Origin of the sequence: Bordetella petrii (assembly GCF_000067205.1) — a bacterium.
Taxonomy (GTDB): Bacteria; Pseudomonadota; Gammaproteobacteria; order Burkholderiales; family Burkholderiaceae_B; genus Bordetella_A; species Bordetella_A petrii.
The window spans coordinates 5,256,955-5,280,740 of record NC_010170.1 but is presented as its reverse complement, the minus strand read 5'-3'; the positions used below and the strand labels follow the sequence as shown (position 1 = coordinate 5,280,740).

General features: G+C 66.1%; 18 protein-coding genes. 3 read left to right on the top strand and 15 right to left on the bottom strand.

The genetic code is table 11. The features are described 5' to 3' along the window. Positions 1-101: 101 nt before the first annotated feature. The 5 genes from BPET_RS25335 to BPET_RS25315 all read right to left on the bottom strand — a co-directional run bounded on the left by BPET_RS25335 (position 102) and on the right by BPET_RS25315 (position 5,666). The gene (locus BPET_RS25335; RefSeq protein ID WP_407921194.1) at positions 102-1,097 is read right to left on the bottom strand and encodes an ABC transporter ATP-binding protein; all 996 of its coding nucleotides are present in this window, start codon (positions 1,095-1,097) and stop codon (positions 102-104) included. A 65-nt stretch (positions 1,098-1,162) separates the two neighbouring features. Beyond that, positions 1,163-2,152, bottom strand: coding sequence for an ABC transporter ATP-binding protein (locus BPET_RS25330; RefSeq protein WP_012251821.1), 990 nt, complete (start codon positions 2,150-2,152; stop codon positions 1,163-1,165). Between the two features lie 14 nt (positions 2,153-2,166). Further along, positions 2,167-3,090: an ABC transporter permease gene (locus BPET_RS25325; protein WP_012251820.1), complete on the bottom strand. Its 924-nt coding sequence runs from the start codon at positions 3,088-3,090 to the stop codon at positions 2,167-2,169. Beyond that, the gene (locus BPET_RS25320; RefSeq protein WP_012251819.1) at positions 3,087-4,061 is read right to left on the bottom strand and encodes an ABC transporter permease; all 975 of its coding nucleotides are present in this window, start codon (positions 4,059-4,061) and stop codon (positions 3,087-3,089) included. The genes BPET_RS25325 and BPET_RS25320 overlap by 4 nt, the downstream gene beginning before the upstream one ends. 18 nt (positions 4,062-4,079) lie before the next feature. Beyond that, positions 4,080-5,666 carry an ABC transporter substrate-binding protein gene (locus tag BPET_RS25315; RefSeq protein WP_012251818.1) on the bottom strand — a complete coding sequence of 529 codons (1,587 nt, stop codon included), beginning with the start codon at positions 5,664-5,666 and terminating at the stop codon, positions 4,080-4,082. A gap of 127 nt (positions 5,667-5,793) precedes the next feature. Between BPET_RS25315 and mnmE the strand changes: the two genes are divergently transcribed. The 3 genes from mnmE to BPET_RS25300 all read left to right on the top strand — a co-directional run bounded on the left by mnmE (position 5,794) and on the right by BPET_RS25300 (position 10,043). Further along, the gene (gene mnmE / locus BPET_RS25310; RefSeq protein ID WP_012251817.1) at positions 5,794-7,152 is read left to right on the top strand and encodes a tRNA uridine-5-carboxymethylaminomethyl(34) synthesis GTPase MnmE; all 1,359 of its coding nucleotides are present in this window, start codon (positions 5,794-5,796) and stop codon (positions 7,150-7,152) included. 299 nt (positions 7,153-7,451) lie between these two features. Next, entirely contained in the window at positions 7,452-8,264 is an 813-nt protein-coding gene (locus tag BPET_RS25305; RefSeq protein ID WP_012251816.1) for a formate/nitrite transporter family protein, read from the top strand. Between the two features lie 15 nt (positions 8,265-8,279). Continuing rightward, positions 8,280-10,043 carry a bifunctional protein-serine/threonine kinase/phosphatase gene (locus BPET_RS25300; RefSeq protein WP_012251815.1) on the top strand — a complete coding sequence of 588 codons (1,764 nt, stop codon included), beginning with the start codon at positions 8,280-8,282 and terminating at the stop codon, positions 10,041-10,043. A 54-nt stretch (positions 10,044-10,097) separates the two neighbouring features. Here the strand turns inward: BPET_RS25300 and BPET_RS25295 are convergent, their stop codons facing one another. From BPET_RS25295 to BPET_RS25250, 10 genes are all read right to left on the bottom strand, one after another. Then, on the bottom strand, positions 10,098-11,864 hold the full coding sequence (locus BPET_RS25295; RefSeq protein ID WP_012251814.1) for a monovalent cation:proton antiporter-2 (CPA2) family protein: 1,767 nt from the start codon (positions 11,862-11,864) through the stop codon (positions 10,098-10,100). Positions 11,865-11,897: 33 nt separating this feature from the next. Next, a complete protein-coding gene (locus BPET_RS25290) occupies positions 11,898-12,560 on the bottom strand; it encodes a response regulator (RefSeq protein WP_012251813.1) in 663 nt (220 codons plus the stop codon). 13 nt (positions 12,561-12,573) lie between these two features. After that, positions 12,574-14,508, bottom strand: coding sequence for a type IV pili methyl-accepting chemotaxis transducer N-terminal domain-containing protein (locus BPET_RS25285; RefSeq protein WP_012251812.1), 1,935 nt, complete (start codon positions 14,506-14,508; stop codon positions 12,574-12,576). An 82-nt stretch (positions 14,509-14,590) separates the two neighbouring features. Then, positions 14,591-15,253: a carbonic anhydrase gene (locus BPET_RS25280; protein WP_012251811.1), complete on the bottom strand. Its 663-nt coding sequence runs from the start codon at positions 15,251-15,253 to the stop codon at positions 14,591-14,593. A gap of 2 nt (positions 15,254-15,255) precedes the next feature. Continuing rightward, a complete protein-coding gene (gene moaA, locus BPET_RS25275) occupies positions 15,256-16,245 on the bottom strand; it encodes a GTP 3',8-cyclase MoaA (RefSeq protein WP_012251810.1) in 990 nt (329 codons plus the stop codon). A 10-nt stretch (positions 16,246-16,255) separates the two neighbouring features. Then, complete coding sequence (locus tag BPET_RS25270; protein WP_012251809.1) at positions 16,256-17,002, bottom strand: peptidylprolyl isomerase; 747 nt, start codon at positions 17,000-17,002, stop codon at positions 16,256-16,258. A 42-nt stretch (positions 17,003-17,044) separates the two neighbouring features. After that, on the bottom strand, positions 17,045-17,728 hold the full coding sequence (gene narI, locus BPET_RS25265) for a respiratory nitrate reductase subunit gamma (protein WP_012251808.1): 684 nt from the start codon (positions 17,726-17,728) through the stop codon (positions 17,045-17,047). A 16-nt stretch (positions 17,729-17,744) separates the two neighbouring features. Further along, positions 17,745-18,392 carry a nitrate reductase molybdenum cofactor assembly chaperone gene (gene narJ, locus BPET_RS25260; RefSeq protein ID WP_012251807.1) on the bottom strand — a complete coding sequence of 216 codons (648 nt, stop codon included), beginning with the start codon at positions 18,390-18,392 and terminating at the stop codon, positions 17,745-17,747. Positions 18,393-18,407: 15 nt separating this feature from the next. Further along, positions 18,408-19,973 carry a nitrate reductase subunit beta gene (narH, locus tag BPET_RS25255; protein ID WP_012251806.1) on the bottom strand — a complete coding sequence of 522 codons (1,566 nt, stop codon included), beginning with the start codon at positions 19,971-19,973 and terminating at the stop codon, positions 18,408-18,410. Then, complete coding sequence (locus tag BPET_RS25250; RefSeq protein ID WP_012251805.1) at positions 19,970-23,710, bottom strand: nitrate reductase subunit alpha; 3,741 nt, start codon at positions 23,708-23,710, stop codon at positions 19,970-19,972. The genes narH and BPET_RS25250 overlap by 4 nt, the downstream gene beginning before the upstream one ends. Positions 23,711-23,786 lie beyond the last annotated feature (76 nt).

Genomic DNA, 23,786 nt, shown 5'->3' with positions numbered 1-23,786 from the left:
GCCGAGGCGCCTGCATGCGCCCGAGCCCGACGCACGTGCGCCGCCCCCCGGGAACTGGCCGGACGGCACGGGACGGGGCAAGAACCAACCCCTCCATCAACTCACCCCCGCCCCGCCTCGTCATTCAAGTGACACGCGCTGGCATGCCCCCCGGCAATCGTGCGCAGCAGCGGACGCTCCACCGAACAGCGCGGCATCGCATGCGGACAACGCGGATGAAACGCGCAACCCGTAGGTGGCGCCAGCGGCGAAGGCAGCTCGCCCTTGATGGGCCGGTAGTCGCGCCGCCCCGGCCGCAGGTCGGGCAGTTCTTTCAGCAGCGCCTGGGTATAGGGATGGTTGGCGCGCGAGAACACCGCATCGGTCGTGGCCAGCTCGACGATGCGGCCCAGATACATGATGGCGACCCGGTCCGAAATATGGCTGACCACACTCAGGTTGTGGCTGATGAACAAATACGTCAGGTCCAGCTCGCGGCGCAATTGCGCAAACAGGTTCAGCACCTGCGCCTGGATCGACACATCCAGCGCCGCCACGGCCTCGTCGCACACAATCACCGACGGCTTCAGCGCCAGGGCGCGCGCAATACCAATGCGTTGCCGCTGGCCGCCCGAAAACTGGTGCGGATAACGCTGCGTATACGCGGCGTCCAGACCCACCTGGCGCATCAGGCCGGCCACATAATCGGCCTTTTCGCCTGCGCGGATCAACCCGTGCGCCACCGGCGCCTCGCCAATGATGTCCAGCACCCGCATGCGCGGATTCAGCGACGCGTAGGGGTCCTGGAAAATCATCTGTACGCCCAGCTCGTAGGCGCGCCGCTCGGCCGCCGGCATCTGCGCCACCGGCTTGCCCTGGTAATGAATCTGCCCGCCGGTGGGCCGCAGAATGCCCGACACCATGCGGCCCAGCGTCGACTTGCCGCAACCCGATTCGCCCACGATGCCGATCACCTCGCCGGCCCGCACGTCCAGGTCGACGCCGGCCACGGCCTGCACCACCAGGGTCTTCAGGCCCGCGCCGAACAGATTGGCGATGCGGCCGGCCAGGTCGACCGGCTGCACAAAATGCTGCTCGACCCCCTGCAGCGACAAGATCGGCGTCGTGTCCGGCGATGCCGGCGGGTGGGGCGCCTGCGAAGAAATGGACGCGGCAGTCTGCACTACGGTTCTCCTGCGTGCCAGCAGCGGGCCCAGTGGCCAGGCCGGTGCTCGACGGCTTGCGGCGCCTGCGTACAGGCTTCGGTGGCGCGCGCGCAGCGCGTGCGGAACGCACAGCCCTGCGGCAAGTTCAAGAGCGACGGCGTCATGCCCGGAATGGGGTCCAGCGGCCGGCCGCGCGTCTGCGGCGTGGGAATCGACGCGATCAGCCCATGCGTATACGGATGCAGCGGGCGGCCGATTACGTCGGCCGTGGTCCCGGTTTCCACCACGCGGCCCGCGTACATCACCGCCACCCGGTCGGCCAGCCCCGCCACCACGGCCAGGTCGTGGGTGATCCAGATCAGCCCGGTGCCGGTTTCGCGGCACAGCTTCTGCATTTCGTACAGGATCTGGCCCTGGATGGTCACGTCCAGCGCGGTAGTGGGTTCGTCCGCAATGATCAGGCGCGGCGCATTCAGCAGCGCAATGGCAATGGCCACGCGCTGGCGCATGCCGCCCGACAACTGGTGCGGATAGGCGCGCAATCGTTCCTGCGGCGACGGAATACCCACCTTGGTCAGCGCCTGCAGCGCGCGCGCATGCGCCTCGGCCCGGCTGACGCGGCCATGCGCCTGCACAGTCTCGATCATTTGCGTATCGACGCGCAGCACCGGGTTGAGCGTCATCATCGGATCCTGGAAGATCATCGCGATGTCGCTGCCGCGCAGCTCGCGCCAGCGCCTTGGCGAGGCCAGGCGCAGGTCTTCGCCATTCAGGCGGATCTCGCCGTCGACCACCCGGCCGGGCGCGTCCACCAATCCCAGCAGCGAGAACCCGGTAATGCTCTTGCCCGAGCCCGATTCGCCGACCAGGCCCAGGATTTCCCCCGGCCCCACCGACAGGTCGACGCCATCCACCGCCTTGACCACGCCGGCGCGCGTGAAAAAATGCGTCTTCAGGCCGCGCACTTCCAGCACGGGCGCGGCGGCGGTAACAGGGGCGTGGTCCATGGCCGGTGTCCTGCTCAGGCCGCGTTGTGCGGATTCAGCACGTCGCGCAGGTGGTCGCCCACCAGGTTGATGCCGATAATGGCGATGGCCAGCGCGATGCCGGGAAAGAACGAAATCCAGTACAGGCCCGACAACAGGTATTCGAACCCGTTCGAGATCAGCATGCCCAGCGACGGCTCGGTCACCGGCACGCCTACGCCCAGGAACGACAGCGTGGCCTCGAGCGCGATGGCGTGGGCTAGGTCGATGGTGGCAATCACGATGAGGGGCGGCATGCAATTGGGCAGCACGTGGTGAAACAGCACGCGCCCCCAGCCCAGCGACATGCAGCGCGCGGCCTCGACATATTCCTTGCCGCGCTCGACCAGCGCCGCGCCGCGCGCCGCGCGCGCGAAGTAGGCCCATTGCACCACCACCAGCGCGATGATCACCTTGTCCACGCCCTTGCCCAGAATGGCCAGCAGGATCAGCGCCACCAGAATGGCCGGAAACGACAACTGGATGTCGACGGTGCGCATCAGCACGGCGTCGATCCGCCCGCCGAAGTAAGCCGCTATCAGGCCCACCGTGGCGCCGATGGCAAACGCCGCCAGCACAGAAATGGTGCCCACCATCAGGCTGGTGCGCATGCCGTACAGAATGGCCGAAAACACGTCGCGCGCCTGCCCGTCGGTGCCGAGCCAGTAGGTCATGCTGCCGTCGCTGCTGGCGCTGCCGGGCGGCAGCTTGGAATCCAGAATGTCCAGCGTGCCTATGTCGAACGGATTCTGCGGCGCGATCCAGGGCGCGAACAGCGCCGCCCCCACGGTCAGCAGCAACAGCACCACGCCCAGCAGCGCCAGCTTGCTGGCACAGAAATCGGCCAGGAAACGGCGCAGCGGCGTCTCGACGCGCGCGGCGACAGGTGCGGGCGTGGCGGAAGAAACCGGCGTCGTCATGCTCGGCGCTCCAGGCGTACGCGCGGGTCCAGCACGGTATAGATAATGTCCACGACCAGATTCAGCATGACCAGGAAGAACACAATCAGCATCAGGTAGGCCACCACCACCGGACGGTCCAGGTTGATGATGGAATCGATCAGCAGCTTGCCCATGCCAGGCCACGAAAACACGGTTTCGGTCACCACGGCAAAAGCCACCACCTGGCCGAACTCCAGCCCCGCCACCGTCACGATGGGAATCAGGATGTTCTTCAACAGGTGCACGCCCAGCACGCGCTTTTCGGACAGGCCTTTCGCGCGCGCGAACTTGATGTAGTCCATGGGCAGCGATTCGCGCGTGGCCGCGCGCGTCACCCGCACGATCATGGCGCACTTGGCCAGCGCAATGGTGCTGGCCGGCAGCACCAGGCTGGCCAGGCCGTCCAGCGTCAGCACGCTGAGCGGCACGCCCAGCACCGACACGGTGGCGCCGCGGCCGCTGGCCGGCAGCCAGCCCAGCTGCACGGCGAACAGCATGATCAGCATCAGGCCCACCCAGAAATTCGGCAGCGAGAACCCCAGCACCGAACTCGTCATGATGGCGCGCGAACCCACCGCCTTGGGCCGCAGCCCGGCCAGAATGCCCAATGGCACGCCGATCAGCACCGACAGCAGCATGGCCACGCTGGCCAGCTCCAGCGTGGCCGGCATGCGCTCCAGAATCAGGCGCATGGCCGGCTCGCCGGTCAGGAAGCTGTTGCCGAAATTGCCCTGCACCGCCTGGCCGATGAACACCAGGTACTGCACCACCAGGGGTTTGTCCAGCCCCAGCGACACCCGGATGGCCTCGCGCTGCGCATCCGTGGCCTCGGGGCTGGCCAGCATCGCCACCGGGTCGCCCACCAGGTAGATGCCGGCGAACACCAGCGCCGACATCACCAGCATCACGACCAGCGTCTGCAGCAGCCTGCGGATAATGGTTGCCAGCACGTCGGCGCTACTCCGGCCCTATTTCTTCAGTGTCGCGTACTGCGCCAGGGTGGTCTGGTCGGGCCGGCCCTCGTAGCGGATGTCGTTCTTCATGGCCCATACCGACAGCTCGAAATGCAGCGGCAGGAACGCATAGTCGTCCATGGCCAGGTTGCTGGCCTGCTGCAGCAGCTTCGCGCGCTTGTCGTCGTCCATGGTGCGCGAGGCCTCGCGCACCAGCTTGTCCATTTCCGGGTTCGAATAGCGGCCCCGGTTGGTCGTGCCTTCGCCCGCCTCGGGATTGCGCGTCATCAGCAGCGAAGTCAGCGGGTTGGACATCTCGCCGCTGGTGGCCGACCAGCCAGCCATGTAGGCGCTGAAGCCATAGCTGTCGCGCTTCTTGAAGAACACCGAAGGCGCCAGGGCTTCGACGCTGGTCTTGACCCCGATGCGCGACCACATCGACGCCACGGCCTGCGCGATCTTCGAGTCGTTCACGTAGCGGCCCGAGGGCGAGCCCAGGGTAATGGAGAAGCCGTCCGGATAGCCGGCTTCCGCCAGCAACTGCTTGGCCTTCTTCGGATCGGCCTTGGGCGCTTGCGCATGTTCCTTCGACGCGCCGAACATGGGATACGGCAGCGCGTTGCCGGCCGCCTTGGCCACGCCGCCCATCACGCGGTCGACAATGGCATCGCGATTGATCGCCAGCGACAGGGCCTCGCGCACGCGCTTGTCTTTCAGCGGGTTCTTCTGCAAATCGGGAATGCCCGGGGTGGGCTCGGCGTACTGGTCCATGGCCACGTACATCACCCGCACCGAGGGCGTTTCTTCGATGAACAGATTCTTGTTCTTCTTCAGGTTGGGCAGGTCATCGGTAGGAGGATCTTCGATCATGTCCACGTCGCCGGCCAGCAGAGCGGCCACGCGCCCGGCGGCGTTCGACATGGGGCGATAGATAACCTTGTCCCAGTCGGGCTTCTTGCCCCAGTAGTGTTCGTTGCGCTCGAACACCAGTTCGGCGCCGCGCTTCCACGACACGAACTTGTACGGGCCGGTGCCCACCAGCCCGTCGCCGCTATTGAGCTGGGTGGTGGTCTTGCCTTCGGGCGCGGGGCCCGAGGCCGCGTGCTTCGACAAAATCGGCAGCTGCGCCAGGTTGATCAAGAGCAGCGGCGCCGGCCCCTTGGTGGTAATACGCAAGGTCAGCGGGTCCACGGCTTCCGCCTTGGCCACCGAGCCCAGGTACAGCGTAAAGGGCGACGGGCTGTTGGGCACCTTCGGAACGCGGTCGTAGGTGAACACCACGTCTTCCGCCGTGAAGGGCGAGCCGTCCGAGAACTTCACGTTCGGACGCAGCTTGAACGTCCAGACGTCGCCGTCCACCGTCCAGGATTCCGCCAGCGCCGGCTGCGGCTGCAGCTTCGAATCGGCGCGCACCAGCGGATCGAACAAGGTGTGGGAAATCTGCGTATTAGGCGTCAGCGCGTGATATTGGGGATCCAGCGAGCTGGGCTCGGTTTTCAGCGCCACCACCAGGTCGCGCGCCGCGGCCGGTGTGGCGGCCCCAAGCGCCAGAGCCATCGTCAGTGTGCTGCCAGCCAATAAACGTAACCATCGAGACGCCATCATGCTCTCCCCGTGTATGTTCTGCAGGTTGGACTGCCGCCGCACAACTTAACCAGCAAACGCAAAGACACGCAACAGTTATATTCCCTTATTGCCGTCCAGAATCTGTCCCGGAATTCACTCGCTCATGGCTTCGTCCACGCATGTTCCCATCGCCGCCATCGCCACCGCCCCCGGCCGCGGCGGCATCGGTGTGGTGCGCATCTCCGGCCCTGATTTATCGGCGCTGGCGCGGCGCCTGTTCGGCCGCGAGCTCACGCCGCGCCACGCGCACTATCTGCCTTTTACCGCCGAAACAGGCGAGCACCTGGACGAAGGCATTGCGCTGTATTTCCGCGCACCACAGTCATACACCGGCGAAGACGTACTTGAACTGCAGGGCCACGGCGGGCCGGCCGTGCTGCGGCGCATTCTCGAACGCTGCCTGCAGGCGGGGGCAGACCTGGGCGTGCGCCTGGCCGAGCCGGGCGAGTTCACGCGCCGCGCCTTCCTGAACGACCGCATGGACCTGGCTCAGGCCGAAGCGGTGGCCGACTTGATTGACGCATCATCGGTTGCCGCCGCGCGCGGAGCCATGGCGTCGCTGTCGGGCGAGTTCTCCGCCCGCGTCAATGCCCTGTCGGACCGCATCGTGCACCTGCGCATGCTGGTCGAAGCCACGCTCGACTTTCCCGAAGAAGAAATCGACTTCCTCGAAAAGTACCAGGCGCGCCCCACGCTGCAGGCGCTGGCCGCCGACCTGGCCACGCTTATCGCCCAGGCGCGCCAGGGCGTCATCCTGCGTGAAGGCCTGCACGTGGTGCTGGCCGGCAAGCCCAATGTGGGCAAGTCCAGCCTCTTGAACGCGCTGGCGGGCGACGACATCGCCATCGTCACGCCCATCGCCGGCACCACGCGCGACAAGGTCGTGCAGGAAATCCACATCGACGGCGTGCCCCTGCATATCGTCGACACCGCCGGGCTGCGCGACACGGACGATACGGTAGAGAGCATCGGCATCGCGCGCACCTGGAAAGAAATCGAGCGCGCCGACGTGATCCTGCACCTGCAGGACGCCACCCAGCCGGCCGATGAGCTGGACGCGCAGATCGTGGCGCGGCTGCCGGCGCGCACGCCCTTGCTGACGGTATTCAACAAGGTCGACCTGCTGGACCAGCCGTTCCAGGCCCAGGCCGGTCAGCTGGGCATTTCGGCGCGTGAAGGCGCGGGGCTGGACGAACTGCGCGCGCGCCTGTTGGCGCTGGCGGGTTGGAACCCGGGCGCGGAATCGCCCTGGCTCGCGCGCGAGCGCCATGTGCACGCACTGCAGCGGGCCGCCGAACACCTCGAGGCCGCCACGGAACACGCGGCGCAAGACGACCGCGTGCTGGATCTCTTCGCGGAAGAACTGCGCCTGGCGCACGACAGCCTCAGCAGCATCACCGGCAAGTTCACCAGCGACGACCTGCTCGGCGAGATTTTTTCGAGCTTCTGCATCGGCAAATAAACCGACCCCTCGCGCCCGCCCCGCCGCGGTGCACGAAGATGCACCAGCCCGGCCGCCATGCACCATGTTGAACAGCCGCCGCCGGGCGGCGCCTGGGCATTGCGCGGCGCGCGCCGCCTTCTCTGCTGGCCGCCCATTGGCATGCTTGTTGCTTGATTCTTCCTGACGGCCATCGGTCCGCCACACAACTCGCGCACCTCCCAGGCAACGGCGCCTCTGACCCGCCCAGGTCATGGGCGCCCTGTTGTTTACGGTTCGCGCGCGCGGGTTCTATTCCATTCACCCTATCGGAAGACATCATGTCCTACCTGGTCCCTTCAGAATTCGTCACCAAGATGGTCGATGCGGGCGAATCGAAAATCTACATGGCTACCCGCGACTCGCTGATCCGCGCCTACATGGCGGGCGCCATCCTCGCCATTGCCGCGGTGTTCGCCGTAACCATCAATGTGCAGACCGGTTCGCCCCTGTTGGGCGCGGCCTTGTTTCCCGTGGGTTTCTGCATCCTGTACCTGATGGGCTTCGACCTGCTGACGGGCGTATTCATGCTGACGCCACTGGCCTGGTTCGACAAGCGGCCGGGCGTCACCCCGCGCGCCATCCTGAAGCACTGGGGCGTAGTGTTCGTGGGCAATTTCCTGGGCGCACTCACCGTGGCGGTATTGATGGCCATCGTGTTCACCTACGGGTTCTCGATTCCGGCCGGCAAGGTGGGCGAGGTGATTTCGCACATCGGCGAAAACCGCACCCTGGGCTACAAGGAATATGGCGCGGCCGGTATGCTCACGTTGTTCATCCGCGGGGTTTTGTGCAACTGGATGGTGTCGCTGGGCGTGGTGGGCGCCATGATCTCCACCTCGGTCAGCGGCAAGGTCATCGCCATGTGGATGCCCATCATGCTGTTCTTCTACATGGGCTTCGAGCACTCGGTGGTCAACATGTTCCTGTTCCCGTCGGCACTGATCCTGGGCGGCAATTTCTCGATCATGGACTACCTGATCTGGAACGAAATCCCGGTGGTGCTGGGCAACCTGCTGGGCGGCATCTCGCTCACCGGCCTGACGCTGTACACCACGCACATGAAAACCGCCCCCAAGCGCAGCTTCGGCTGATCGCCGGGCGCGCGCATGGACCGCCCCCCAGCCCGCCACCCGGACCACCCCACCGCCACACGGCGCTTGCGCGTGACGGTGGGCCAGTATTCCGACCGGGGCCGCAAGCCGTCCAACCAGGACTTCCACGGCCTGTGCATCCCGGAGGGCCCGCTGCTGGACACCAAGGGCATTGCCGTGGCGCTGGCCGACGGCATCAGCAGCAGCGGCGTCAGCCACATCGCCAGCGAGACCGCGGTGGCCGGTTTCCTGGAAGACTATTACTGCACCCCGGAATCCTGGCCCGTAAAAAAATCGGCGCAGCGGGTGCTGTCCGCGGCCAACGCCTGGCTGCATGCGCAGACCCGCCAGGGCCCGCACCGCCATGACCGCGATCGCGGCTATGTCTGCGCCATGAGCGTGCTGGTGCTGAAGTCCACCACCGCGCACATCCTGCATGTCGGCGACGCGCGCATCTACCGCCTGCGCGGCGCCGTGCTGGAACAACTGACCGACGACCACCGCATCCAGGTGGCGCGCGACAAAAGCTACCTGGGGCGCGCGCTGGGCCTGTCGGCACACCTGCAGGTCGACTATCACACGCGGCGGGTCGAGGCCGGCGATGTATTCGTGCTGGCCACGGACGGCGTGCACGAATTCGTGGATGCCGCCGCCGTGATCCAGGCCGTGCACACCCACGCCCCGAACCTGGACGCAGCCGCCGCGTCGCTGGCCGACCTGGCCTATGCTTGCGGCAGCGCCGACAACCTGACCGTGCAGATCGTGCGCGTCGACGATCTGCCCACCCCCGACGCAGGCGAAGTCGCGCGCCAGGCAAGCGCCTTGCCGTGCCCGCCGCTGCTGCAGGCCGGCATGGTATTCGAGGGTTTTCGCATCGACCAGGAACTGCGCGCCAGCAGCCGCAGCCACGTCTACCGGGCCACCGACCTGGCCACCGGCGCCGTGGTCGCGATCAAGATTCCCTCGTTAGACCTGCGCCACGATCCGGCCTACCTGGAACGCCTGCTGATGGAGGAGTGGATTGCGCGCCGCCTGGACAGCAGCCACGTGGTGCGGGCCTGGCCGGCAACGCGCCCGCGCCGCAGCCTGTACACGGTGACCGAGTACCTGGAAGGCATCACCCTGGCGCATTGGATGGCGACGCATCGCGCGCCGTCGCTGGAACAGGTAACGGACATCATCGAGCAGGTCGCCCAGGGTCTGCAGGCATTCCATCGCCAGGAAATGGTGCACCAGGATCTGCGCCCCGAAAACATCCTGCTCGGCGCCGACGGCACGGCGCGCATCATTGATCTTGGCTCGACCCGGGTGGCGGGCATCGCCGAAATGGCGCCCGGCGGCCAGGCAGCGCCCATGCTGGGCACGGCGCAATACGCGGCGCCAGAGTACTTCCTGGGCGAGCCAGGCAGCCCGGTGTCCGACATCTATTCGCTGGGCGTCATCGCCTACCAGATGCTGACCGGCCGGCTTCCCTATGGCGCCCAGGTGGCCCAGGCCCGCACCCGCGCCGCCCAGCGTCAACTGCGGTATGTATCGGCCCTGGACGAGCGGCACGCCATCCCGGCCTGGGTCGATGGCGTGCTGAGCCTGGCGGTGCATCCCGACCCGCGGCGGCGCTACCAGGAACTGTCAGAGCTCACCTATGCCCTGCGCCACCCGCACGCCGCCGTGGCTACCCATGCGCGCCCGCCGCTGCTCGAGCGCAACCCGCTGGTCTTCTGGAAAGGCCTGAGCCTGTTGCTGGCGCTGGCCCTGGTGGTGCTGCTGGCGCTGCGCTGAACCGTCATGGGCATAGTCGCCAGCGCGCCGCGGCGGGCCGGACAGGAAGCGGCGCTAGTGATCGTGTTCGGCCGACTGGTTGTTCAACAGCAGTGCGCGGCCGGCGAACAAGCCGCCCGTCACTTCCAGCTGAAAGCGCTCGGCGTCGCGGCGGCGGATGTCTTCGGCAATCTCGTCGGCAATCTCGGGCGTCGCTCCCAGCGTCATGGTGGCCTGGCGGCCCAGCACCATGGCCGACTCGAACGTCTCGCGCACCTGGAAGTCGACGTCGGCCCGGTGCAGCTCCAGCGCATGCTCGCGGTCGAACGACCGCACCAGAATGCGCGAATGCGGGCATACCGCCTTGATGCGCTCGACCATCTGCGTCACCGTCGCCCGGCCGTCGGCGCACACCAGGATGGCTTGCGCGTGCTTGGCGCCGGCCGCGTGCAACACGTCGGTGCGCGTGCCGTCGCCATAGTAGACCTTGAAGCCGAAGTCGGCGGCGCTGCGGATCATCTCGGGATCGTTGTCGATGATGGTGATCTCGGCGCCCATGGCCAGCATGTGCTGGCTGGCGATCTGCCCCACGCGGCCAAAGCCGATCACCAGCGCACGGCCAAGCTGGTTGCTGGGCGCCTCGAGCCCTTCGGTAGAAACGCCGGGGCGCGGTGCCCAACGATTGTGCGCCAGCACCGCCAGCGGCGTCAGCGCCATCGACAGCACCACGATAGCCGTCATGTTGGCATTGACCACCGGATCGATGACCCGGTTGGCCAGCGCGGCGGAAAACAGCACGAAAGCAAACTCGCCCCCCTGAGCCATCAGCACCGCGCGGTCCAGCGCCTCGGCCTTCGAGCTTCTGGCCAGCCTGGCCGTGCCGTAGATGCACAACGCCTTCACGGCCATCATGGCCAGCACCCCGACCACGATCAGGGTAGCGTTGCGCGCCACCACGGTCAGATCCAGCGACATGCCCACGCCCAGGAAAAACAGGCCCAGCAGCAGGCCGCGGAAAGGCTCGATGTCGGCCTCCAGCTGGTGCCGAAACGTGGATTCCGACAACAACACGCCCGCCAGGAATGCGCCCATGGCCATCGACAGCCCGCCCCATTGCATCAGCAGGGCCGAGCCCAGCACCACCAGCAGCGCCGCCGCGGTCATGACCTCGCGCGCCTTGGCGCGCGCCAGCAGGCGGAACAGGGGGTTCAACAACCAGATGCCCGCCACCACCAGCGCGGCCAGCGCGCCCACGCCGATGCCTACATCCAGCCAGCGCGACGCCGCGGTGGACGCCTCGACAGGCCCGGCGCCCGGCGGCGCAATGAACGCCACCAGCGCCAGTAGCGGCACGATCAGCAAATCTTCCAGCAGCAGGATGGACACAATTTTCTGCCCGCGCGCGGTGGCGATGTCGCCCCGTTCGCCCAGCAGCTGCATGACGATGGCGGTGGACGTCAGCACGAAGCCCATCGCGCAGATAAACGACACCGCCAATGGAAACCCGAAGGCCACGCCCACGCCGGTCAACAGCAGCCCGCACACGAGCACCTGCAGGCTGCCCAGCCCGAATATCTCGCCCCGCAGGGCCCACAGGTGCGAGGGGCGCATTTCCAGGCCAATGATGAACAGGAACATCACCACGCCCAGCTCGGCGGTATGCAAGATAGTGTGCGGGTCGCGGAACAGGCCCAGCCCGAACGGCCCGATGACCAGGCCGGCCGCCAGATAGCCCAGCACCGACCCCAGTCCCAGGCGCCGGAAAAGCGGTACCGCTACCACCGCCGCGCCCAACAACACCACGACCTTGGCCAGTTGGCCCGCGTCGCCCTCTACTGCCATGAATGTCCCCTGTTGCCCGGACGGCTGCCGGGGTCAATCGTCCGCAACCAGCCCGTTTTCGACGGCATATACCGCCACCTGCACCCGGCTGGTCAGGTTCAGTTTCTTGAGTATGTTCTGCACATGGATCTTCACCGTGCTTTCGGCTATGTCCAGTTGCCGGGCAATGACCTTATTGCTGGCGCCATGCGCCAGGCACTGCACGATTTCACGCTCGCGCGTGGTAAGACGGGTGCGTTCGGCATTGGCCGCGTTGCCGGCGCCCTGCGAAGCCTGCTCGCGGAAACGGTCTACCAGCTTGGCGGTCATGTTGTCGGCGATCACGGGTTCGCCGGTGGCAGCGCGGCGAATCGCCGCCGTCAGCGCCTCGGCGTCGATATTCTTCACCAGATAGCCGCGCGCGCCGTCGCGCAAGGCCTGGCTGAGCTCGTCGGTCTCTTCGGAAACCGTCAAGATGACCACCGCGCTGCGCGGCACGTCCTGCACCAGCAACTGCAGCGTTTCCAGGCCCGACAGGCCGGGCATGTTCAGGTCCAGCAAGATGACGTCGGGTTGGAATTCCTTGGCACGCTTGATGCCTTCCACGCCGTCGGCCGCCTCGGCCACAACCTCGAAGTCGGGCTGGCGCTGCAGCAGCAGCCGCACACCCGAGCGAAACAGGCTGTGATCGTCGATAAGCAGGATACGGATAGCCATGGGTAGCGGGAACTCAGGCAGCGCTGCGCGCCGCACGGGGCAGCACCAGCCGCACCGTGGCGCCGGCGCCAGGTCGGGACATCAGTTTTATCACAGCGTTGAGCCGGGCGGCCCGTTCGCGCATGATGTGCAGGCCGATGTGGCTTTCTTCCCGCTGTCCCACTTCGTCGGGATCGTAGCCGATGCCGTCATCGGTGATCTCCATCTCGAAGTCCTGGTTGTTCATCAGCCGCACGCGCACGTGGCTGGCCTGGGCATGCTTGCGCACGTTCGACAGGGCTTCCTGCAGAATGAACAGCACCTGCAACTGCTGCTCGGGAGGCAGCGGCCGGTCGGCGCCGTACGCCATGTCCAGGTCGACCTCGATGCCGGTCTGGCGCCGGAACCGCAGCACGGCTTCTTCGATGGCATCGGGCAATTCGCCCTGGTCGAGCTTGGTGCGGAAATTCACCAGCAATTCGCGCACGTCCTGGTAGCTTTCCTCGACGCCCGTGCGCAACAGCGGCACGATTTCGCGCACGTCGTCGTCGTCGCCCCGCATCACGGCGTCGTCCAGCAACTGCAGCTGCAGTTTCAGGAAGTTCAGGCCCTGCGCGATGCTGTCGTGCAGGCCCTGGGCCATCAGGCTGCGCTCGCGCACCACGGCCAATTGCCGCGCCTTGGCGTCCAGCCTGCGGTTTTCCAGGGCCACGCCCAGATGCTGGCCCAGGGTTTCGAGCAACTGGGTCTCGGCAGGCGACACCTGCCGCTGCGCCTTGAAATGCAGCGAAAACGAGCCCAGCACCTCGTCGCGCGCCACGATGCGAAACACCGCCAGGCTGCGAAAGCCGTCGTTGGCGCAGTGAAATGCCTCGATGGGCGCAACCTTGCGCAGGTCGCGCACGATCTGGGTGCCCTCTTGGGTGGCGACTCCGCAATAGCAGTGATCGGCCTGCATGCAGCGTTCGGCCTCGGCCAGTTCGGGCGACAGGCCTTCCGACACCAGCATGTTGAGTTTTTCGTCGGTCGGGTCCAGGGCGCGGATCGTGCCGCCGGCCGCGCCGAATTGGCTCATGACGCGCTGCAAAAACCCGCGGCAGACGGCCTCGATGCTGTTGGGCTGGTTAAGAAACGCCGCCATGTCGTACAGCGCCCCGATCTCGCGGTTCTGCGCCTCGAGTTCCGCCGTCTTGCGGCGCACCCGGTTTTCCAGGTTGCGATACAGGTTCTCGAGCTTGTCGGCCATCAGGTTGAAGCCGCGCGCCAGCACCCCGAACTCGTCGCGTGTCTCGACCGGCAGGCGAGTGCTGAATTCACCGGCCGTCATGCGCTGCAGGCCATCGCGCAGGCGCAATACGGGCGAAATGATCCACAGGTACAGCAGGTAGATCATGGCGACCGTGCCCACGCTGCCTATCGCGGCCAGCACGCCTTGCGACAGCCGCAGCTGGATGGTCTTGCCGGCGTTGTCGAGCTCGATCATGCGCACCAGCTTGTCGGCCTCGGCCACGAAGGCCGGCAGCGCCTCCAGGTAGGGCGTCATGTCGCCGCCCTGGCGCGCGCGCGCCACGGCCGGTTTCATGGTCTGGTTCCACAGCTGGGTCACCACGCCCAATTGGGCGCTGACGGCAGGATCGGCCGGCAGGAACAGCGGCCGCGCGGGATTGCCGCGCTCGAGCAGGGCCAGGGTTTCGTCCTGGGCATGCACGAAGGCCTCGACTTGCGAGGTGCGCTCGGCGCCCGGGCGCATCAGTTCGACCGCCACGCGGTTGGCCACCATGCGCAGGCTGCCGGTATCGTTAATGGCGGCGCCCGCGCCTTCCAGCCCCCAGGACAGCCACAATGTCCAGGCCACCATGCTCAGCACCACCGCCAGGGCAACCAATGAACTGGCAATGATACGGGTGGGGAGGCTATCGCGCAGGGTGGGAAGGCCGTCCGGGCCCACGGGGAATTCTGTAGAGGTCATGTCACGACGCCAGCGGCTGGACAAGAAGAGTTTAGCTTCTTTCAGGGCTGCCCGGCGGAGATGCGGGGCACCCCGGATGCCTTCAGGTCAGCGGCAGAAAAGCGTCGGCGCGCGGCGAATAGGCCTGCAGGGCGCCGGCATCAAGGTCGAAGTACCAGCCGTGCAGGCTGATGGCGCCGCGCGCCAACTGGCGCCGCACGCAGGCGAAGGATTCCAGGTGGCGCAGCGAGACCAGGATGGACGCCTGCTCGCAGGCGCGCCGCTGTTCGGCCAGGCTGGCTTGCGGCATTTGCCGCAGCACCTGCGCGCGCGCGGGCTCGGCAATATTCATCCAGCGCCCGATGTAATCGTCTTCGGCCCGGTCGTCCAGGCGCTGCTCCATCAGGGCGCGTATGCCGCCGCATTGGCTGTGGCCCAGCACGATGATGCGGCCCACCTGCAGTTGTTCCACCGCGAACTGGATGGCGGCCAGCACGCCATGCTGCCCACCATCTTCTTCGGACGGCGGCACCAGGTTGGCCACGTTGCGCACGGTGAAGATATCGCCGGGATCGCACCCCAGCAACAAGGCCGGATCAACTCGCGAATCGCAGCAGCCTATTAGAAGGGTGCCGGGATTCTGGCCGCGGCACAGGCCGCGGTACAGCGCAGGCGCGTCGTCGAAATAGTGCTGCTGGAAACGCTGGAACCCGCTGATGAAGCGTTCCAGGTCGCGCGGGCCACGGACGGACAGTTGCTCGCCCATGGTCAACCCCCGGTTTGGGACATGAAACGCACGATGCGTTCGGGGTGTGTATTGAAATCGTGGCGCTCGGGCTTGACGGCAATGGCCGCCCTGATGGTCTGCGCCAGCTCGGCGTCGCTGGCGCCCTGCCGCAACCGTTCTCCCAGGGGCACGCTGTCGCGCTGGCCCAGGCACAGATATAGCGTGCCGTCGGCCCCCAACCGGACCCGGTTGCAGGCCGCGCAGAAATGTTGCGACATGGGCGTAATGACGCCCAGCACCAACTGGCCTTCGGCGTTGCTCCAGTAGCGTGCGGGGCCGGCGCCCAGCCCCGCCACCGCCGGCATCAGGCCATGGCAGGCAGCCAACTGCCGGCCCAGCGCGGAAAGGTCGACGCCGGCGCTGCGCCGTCCCGTGTCGCCCACGGGCATGGGCTCGATCAACCGCAACACATAACCCTGGCGGCAGGCATAGGCCAGCAGCCGCTCCAGGTCGGCTTCGGGAGTGCCGGCCTGCACCACGGCATTGAGCTTGATAGGCGCGAACCCGGCGGCCCGCGCGGCATCCAGTCCGCTCAGCACGTCGTCCAGGCAGTCGCGGCCCGTGATGCGCGCATAGGCGCCGGCGTCCAGTGTGTCCAGGCTGACATTCAGGCGCGACACGCCGGCCGCGCGCAGTTCGGCCGCATGGCGCGCCAACCTTGTTCCGTTGGTGGACAGCGACAAGTCTTGCAGGCCCGGCAAGCCGGCCACCGCACGCACCAGGCTGGACAGGCCGCCACGGGTCAGGGGCTCGCCGCCGGTCAGGCGCAGCTTGCGCACGCCCAGGCCGACGAAAACGCCAACCAGGCGCGCCATTTCAGCGTGGGTGAGCCAGTGCGCGGGCGCGTCGAAATCTTTGAAGCCGGCCGGCAGGCAATACGTGCAGCGCAGGTCGCAGCGGTCGGTAACCGATACGCGCAGGTAGTCGATGCGCCGGCCGTGGCCGTCTGTCAGGGAAGTCGCGCCAGGCATCGTCGCCGCCTTATTGCACCAGGAGGCCGTCGGCGCCTTCCAGTTCGATGCCCTCGATGCGAGCACGGCCGACCAGCATGCGCGTGTACTGACGCCATGCCGTGTCGCGGCTGGCCGCCGCCAGCGCCTGCGCAATGCGCGGCGCCACCTGCTCGTACGGCAGCAGACGGCCCGCCACATGGCGGACGATGCGCACGATATGCAGGCCATGGCGGGTTTCCACCAGGCGCGGCAGCACCGTGCCAGCAGGCTGGCCGAATACCGCCCGTTCGAACTCGGGCACGGTGTCACCCCGGCCCAGTTGGCCTAGGCTGCCGCCCACGGCCGCAGACGGGCAATTCGACAAGGCGCGCGCCAGCTCCGCGAAGCGCTCGGGCTCGGCCTGCGCCTGCTGCAGGGCCGCTTCGGCGCGCTCGCGCAAGCGTTGCAGGTCGACCTGCGGCGTCACTTGGAAGAGGATATGGTCGGCCTCGACCAACTCTCCCACGGTGAAGCGTTCAGGGTGCATCTCGTAATGGCGGCGGCACGCGGCATCATCGGGCTCGGGCGTGGCGGCCTGCGAATCGAGCAGGGCATCGATCGCGGCATCGTCATTCTCGGCGTTCAGGCCCAGCCGTCGGGCCTCGTCCAGCATCACGCGGCGCAACACCAATGCCGTAATGGCGCGACGCTGCGGGTTGGCCGCGTCGCCATGGTTAGGCAGTTCTTGTTCCAGGTCGGCATCGTTGAGTTCGACGCCGTTGACGATGACAGGCATGTTGGTTCTCGCAGCCGCCGGCCGGGCCGGCGGCATTAGGGTTCAGCGCGGCCGCACCAGCTGCCAGGCGCGGCCCAGGTAGCCTACCGAGGCAAAGCCGCTCCAGACATGCACCAGGCGGGTAAACGGGAAAATCACGAACAGCGTCAGGCCCATGAACAGGTGCGCCTTGAACAGCACCGGCACTTCGGCAATGTGGCTGGCCGCGTCGCCCTGGAAAGTAATGATGTGCTGGGCCCAGGTCATGAACTGCACCATCATGTGGCCATCCATGTGGCCCGCCGACAAGACGATGGTCGACAAGCCCAGCAGCAGGGTCACCAGCAGCCATAGCAACAGGATCTTGTCGCCTGGCCGCGTGACGTGGGCAATGCGGGGATGGGTCAGGCGGCGATGCACCAGGATAAGCAGGCCCACCAGGCACAGCATTCCCATGATGCCGCCGGCCGCCATGGCCACGGCCTGCTTGACGCTGTGCGACACGCCCAGGGTGTCCCATACCACCACCGGGGTCAGCAGACCCACCAAGTGGCCGAAGAACAGGCCCAGAATGCCGATGTGGAACAGGATATTGCCCAGGCGCAGCTGGCCGCGGTACAGCAACTGCGAACTGTCGCTTTTCCAGGTGTACTGCTCGCGCTCGAAGCGCGCCAGGCTGCCTAGCAGGAAGATGCTGAGCGCAATGTAAGGATAGACGCCGAACAGGAACTGATGCAGGGTATTCATGGATGGGCTCCCGGCCTTATTGTTGTGCGCCGCGCGCGCGGGGATGGAAATGCACGACGTGCGTGCCGGCGGCGGCCATCGGCAGCAGCGGTTCGACGCCGTCGGGACCCACGCCGTAGGCTTCCATGGCTTCGTCCATGTCGCGCACCGGCGGGTCGGTCTGCTCGCGCGGCACCACGTCGGTCATGCCGCGCAGCACGGCGAAGACCGTCGAGTACGGGCTGCCGGCGCGCGCCAGGCGCGCACCGATGGCGGCCAGCACATGAATGGCCTCATCGAGCAGTTGGCGCGCCTGCGCCGGGTCGATCAGGCCCAGCAGTTCCAGGAACAGCGGCACGTGGTCGGGCAGCTCGGCCGCGCCAGGCTCGAAACCGTGGCGACGGTATTCCTCCAGCAGGTCGACCATGGCCTGGCCGCGGTCACGGCTTTCGCCGTGCACGTGCTCGAACAAGTGCAGCGAATGCGACGGGTTGCGATCGAACGTGGCGACGTAGTTCTCTTGTAGCTCGATCAGGCCGTGAGTCTTCAGGTGGTCGGTCAGGGGCGACAACTGGTCTTGCGCTTCGGGGTGGGCGTCGAGCGCGTCGTCGATCTCAGGCAGGGCATCGAGGAGATCCTGCTCGGGATAACTCAGCAGCGCGGAAAGAATGCGATATGGGCTCATGGTTCGGTTCCGTGCTCAGGCCAGGGCGGTTTTCTTGCGCGACTTGGGCATCTCGATAAAGATCTCGCTGCCGCGCGGTTTCTTGCCGAACAGCGCGCCATCGGACACGCCGCCCGAGCAACCGTTGCCGAACGTGAAGCCGCAGCTGCCCTTGTCGTTGAAGCTGTCTTCGACCATTTCCTTGTGGCTGGAGGGCACCACGAAACGGTCTTCGTAGTTGGCGATGGCCATGATGCGATACATGTCGCGCACGGTGGCGCGGTCCAGGCCGACGTCGGCCAGAATGGCCTCGTCCTGCTCACCATGCACCGACTCGGCGCGCATGTACGCCCGCATGGCCAGCAGACGCTCCAGCGCCCGCTGTACCGGCGCTTCGTCGCCTGCGGTCAGCAGGTTGGCCAGGTAGCGCAAGGGAATGCGCAGGGTAGACACGTCGGGAATCACGCCGGTCGTGCCGACCGTCTTGTGCGGCATATGGCCGGCCTCGGCTGCCGACTGAATGGGCGACAGCGGCGGTATGTACCAGACCATGGGCAGCGTGCGGTACTCAGGGTGCAGCGGGAACGCTACCTTCCACTCGCATGCCATCTTGTATACCGGCGACTGGCGCGCGGCCTGCAGCCACGAATCCGGTATGCCCTGGCGGCGCGCTTCGGCAATGACCTCGGGCGAATGCGGGTCCAGGAACACGTCGAGCTGCGCCTGGTACAGGTCTTGCTCGCTGGCGCTGGCCGCGGCCGCCTCGATGCGGTCCGCGTCGTACAGCAACACGCCCAGATAGCGGATGCGGCCCACGCAGGTTTCGGAACACACCGTCGGCTGGCCGGCCTCGATCCGCGGATAACAGAACGTGCATTTCTCAGCCTTGCCGCTCTGCCAGTTGTAGTACACCTTCTTGTACGGGCAGCCCGAGATGCACATGCGCCAGCCGCGGCACTTGTCCTGGTCAACCAGCACGATACCGTCGTCTTCGCGCTTGTAGATGGAACCCGACGGGCAGCTGGCCACGCAGGCGGGGTTCAGGCAGTGCTCGCACAAGCGGGGCAGGTACATCATGAACGTGTTCTCGAAGGTCGAGTACATTTCTTTCTGTACGCCCTCGAACAGCGCGTCGCGGCTACGCGAACTGAATTCGCCGCCCAGGTCGTCTTCCCAGTTCGGGCCCCAGTGGATCTTGTCCATCTTGCGGCCGGTCAGCACCGACACCGGCCGGGCCGTTGGCGGGGTCTGGCTCAGCGGGGCGTTCTGCAGGTGTTCGTAGTCGTAGGTAAACGGTTCGTAGTAGTCGTCGATGGCCGGCAAGTTGGGGTTGGCGAACAGGTTCGCCAGAATCTTCAGCTTGCCGCCCTGGCGCGGTTCGAGTTTGCCGGCGGGCGTGCGCGTCCAGCCGCCGTTCCAGCGCGACTGGTTTTCCCATTCTTTTGGGTAGCCGATGCCAGGCTTGGTTTCCACGTTGTTGAACCAGGCGTACTCGACGCCGTCGCGGCTGGTCCAGACGTTCTTGCAGGTGATGGAGCAGGTGTGGCAGCCGATGCACTTGTCCAGGTTCAGCACCATACCGACTTGGGCACGGATTTTCATTTTGCGCTTCCTTCTTCGAGCTGCTGCCCCAACGGGCCTTCCATCCAATCGACCTTTTTCATCTTGCGCACCACGACGTATTCGTCGCGGTTGCTGCCGACCGTGCCGTAGTAGTTGAAACCATAGGCCTGCTGGGCATAGCCGCCGATCATGTGGGTGGGCTTGAGCACCGCGCGCGTCACCGAGTTGTGGATGCCGCCGCGCATGCCGCTGGTTTCCGCACCGGGCACGTTGATGATTTTTTCCTGTGCGTGGTACATCAGGCACATGCCCACCGGCACGCGCTGGCTTACCACGACCCGGGCCGTCAGGGTGCCGTTGACGTTGAAGACCTCGACCCAGTCGTTGTCGACCAGGCCGGCCTGCTTGGCCTCGGTTTCGGAAACCCATACGTGCGGCCCGCCGCGACTGAGCGTGAGCATGCGCAGGTTATCGGAGTAGGTACTGTGAATACCCCACTTCTGGTGCGGCGTGATCCAGTTCAGCACCAGCTCGTGTTCGCCGTTGGGATACTGGCCCAGCATCGGCGCCACGGTGCGCGTATTGATGGGCGGCTTGTAGGCGCAGAACCCTTCGCCGAAATCAAGCATCCAGCGGTGGTCTTGATAGAACTGCTGGCGGCCGGTGAGGGTGCGCCACGGGATCAGTTCGTGCACGTTGGTGTAGCCGGCGTTGTAGCTGACTTCTTCGCTTTCCAGGCCCGACCAGGTGGGCGCCGAGATGATCTTGCGCGGCTGCACCTGGATGTCGCGGAAGCGGATCTTGTCGTGCTCGCGGCCGACAGCCAGGTGGGTATGGTCGCGGCCGGTGATCTTGCCCAGGGCTTCCCAGGCCTTGACCGACACGTGGCCGTTGGTTTCCGGCGCGAAGGTCAGGATCATTTCAGCGGCGTCGATGGCGGTATCCAGGCGCGGCCGTCCTTCGCTGACGCCCTCGGTTTCGACGCGGCGGTTCAGCTCGGCAAGCTCGTGCACTTCGTGCTCGGTGTTCCAGTTGATGCCCTTGCCGCCGTTGCCCAACTTATCGAGCAGCGGCCCCACCGACGTGAACTTGCGGTAGATATCGTTGTAGTCGCGCTCGACCACCGTCATGGACGGCGCGGTCTTGCCCGGCACCAGGTCGCATTCGCCCAGCTTCCAGTCTTTGGGCTCGAAGGCCTGGCCCAGTTCTCCCGGGGTGTCGTGCAGCAGCGGCGTCAGGACGAGGTCTTTGCGCTTGCCCAGGTACGGGCCGCCGATCTCGCTGAATTTCTTCGCCAGCAGTTTGTAGATTTCCCAGTCGGTCTTGCTTTCCCACAGCGGCTGCACGGCTTCGGACAGCGGGTGGATGAAGGGGTGCATGTCAGACGTGTTGAGGTCGTCTTTTTCGTACCATGTCGCGGTGGGCAGCACGATGTCGCCATACAGGCACGTGGTGCTCATGCGGAAGTCGAGCACCGTAAGCAGATCGAGCTTGCCTTCGGCCGCTTCTTCGCGGTAACGCACTTCAGCCGGTTTGATGGCATCGGCTTCGTCGCCAAAAACCGCGTTCTGCGTGCCCAGCAGGTACTTCAGGAAGTACTCGTGGCCCTTGCCGCTGGACCCAAGAATGTTCGAGCGCCAGACGAACATATTGCGCGGGAAGTTGGCCGGGTTGTCGGGGTCGTCGCAACTGAAGTTGAGCTGGCCGCTCTTGAGGCGTTGCGTCGCGTAGGCCACCGGATCCTGGCCGGCCGCCTCGGCTTGCGCCACGACGTCGAGCGGGTTGGTTTCAAGCTGCGGCGCCGACGGCAGCCAGCCCATGCGCTCGGACTTGGCGTTCAGGTCGATCATGCTGAGCTGGCCATAGCGACCTGCGTCGGCGGTAGGCCCGAGAATGTCGCTGACCGGCAGCTTTTCGTGGCGCCACTGGCTGGTGTGTGCATAGAAGAACGACGTACCGTTCATGTGGCGCGGCGGACGCGACCAGTCGGACGCAAAGGCCAGCGGCGCCCAGCCGAATTGCGGACGCAGCTTCTCCTGGCCCACGTAGTGGGCCCAGCCGCCGCCGCTCTTGCCCACGCAGCCGCACATCATCAGCAGGTTGATGATGCCGCGGTAGGTCATGTCCATGTGGTACCAGTGATTCAGCGCGGCGCCGACGATCACCATGGACTTGCCGTGGGTGTCATGGGCGTTCTGCGCGAACTCTCGGGCCACCTGGATGACCAGGTGGCGCGGCACCGTGGTGTGCTTTTCCTGCCAGGCCGGCGTGTAGGGCACGTCGTCGTCGTACGAGGCGGCCACGTTGTCGCCGCCCAGGCCACGGTCGACACCGTAGCTGGCCATTTGCAGGTCGTACACCGTGGCAACGCAGGCCGTGCTGCCGTCGGCCAGCACGATGTGGCGCACGGGCACGTTGCGTACCAGTACGCTGCCGTGTTCACCGCCGAAATAGGGGAAACCCACGCCCACCACGTCGTCGCGGGAGTCAAGCAACGAGAGAACCGGATCGATCTCGCGGCCGCTGCCGCCATCGCGCGACTCGAGGTTCCAGCGCCCGACCTTGGCGCCGCCATCAACGGCGGCCTCGCCCCAGCGAAAGCCGATGCTGCCGTTGGGCGCCACCAGGTGGCCGGTATGGTTGTCGATGACCAGCGTCTTCCAGTCGGGGTTGTTGGGCTGGCCCAGGGCATCCGCCAGTTGCGAAGCACGCAGGAAGTGGTCGGGCACCAGGCAACCGTCGCGTTCTTTCAGCTGCACCAGCATGGGCATGTCGGTGTAGCGCTTAGCGTAGTCGCGGAAGTAGTCGGACGCGCCGGTATGATGGAATTCTTTCAGGATGACGTGGCCCATGGCCAGGGCGAGCGCGGCATCGGTGCCTTGCTTGGGCGCCAGCCAGATGTCGCCGAACTTGACCATTTCGCCGAAGTCGCTCGACACCGCCACCGTCTTGGTGCCCTTGTAGCGAACCTCGGTGTAGAAGTGCGCGTCGGGCGTGCGCGTCTGCGGCACGTTGGAGCCCCACACCATCAGGTACGTGGAGTTGTACCAATCGGCCGATTCGGGCACGTCGGTTTGTTCGCCCCACACCTGCGGGCTGGCCGGGGGTAGGTCGCAGTACCAGTCGTAGAAGCTCAGGCAAGCGCCCCCCAGCAGGCTCAGGTAGCGCGCCCCGGCGGCGTAGCTGACCATGGACATGGCCGGAATGGGCGAAAAGCCGATCACGCGGTCGGGCCCGAATTTCTTGATGGTGTAGGCATTGGCCGCCGCGATGATTTCGGTAGCGGCGTCCCAGTCGGCCCGCACGAACCCCCCCAGCCCGCGCACGGATTTGTAGTGCTTGGCTTTGACCGGATCCTGGCTGATGGATTCCCAGGCAGCGATGGGATCGAGGGTTTTGCGGGCTTCGCGCCACATTTGCATGAGGCGCCCGCGGATCATCGGATACTTGACGCGCTGGGCGGAATACACGTACCAGCTGTACGAGGCGCCGCGCGGACAGCCGCGGGGCTCGTGGTTGGGCAGATCGGGACGGGTGCGCGGGTAGTCGGTTTGCTGGGTTTCCCAGGTGATCAGGCCGTTCTTGACGTACACCTTCCAGGAACACGAACCGGTACAGTTCACGCCGTGCGTGGAACGAACAACCTTGTCGTGCTGCCAGCGGCCGCGATAGGCGTTTTCCCAGGTGCGGTCTTCGTTGACGACTTCGCCGTGACCGCTGGAAAAGGTGGATTTCACCCGCGACATGAATTTCAGCCGGTCCAGGAAATGACTCATTCTTTTCTCCGTGTGCGCCGGCCACGCCGGCGCGATCTGGCTATTACTTTATTGGGGCCCGGCGCGCGCGACCATT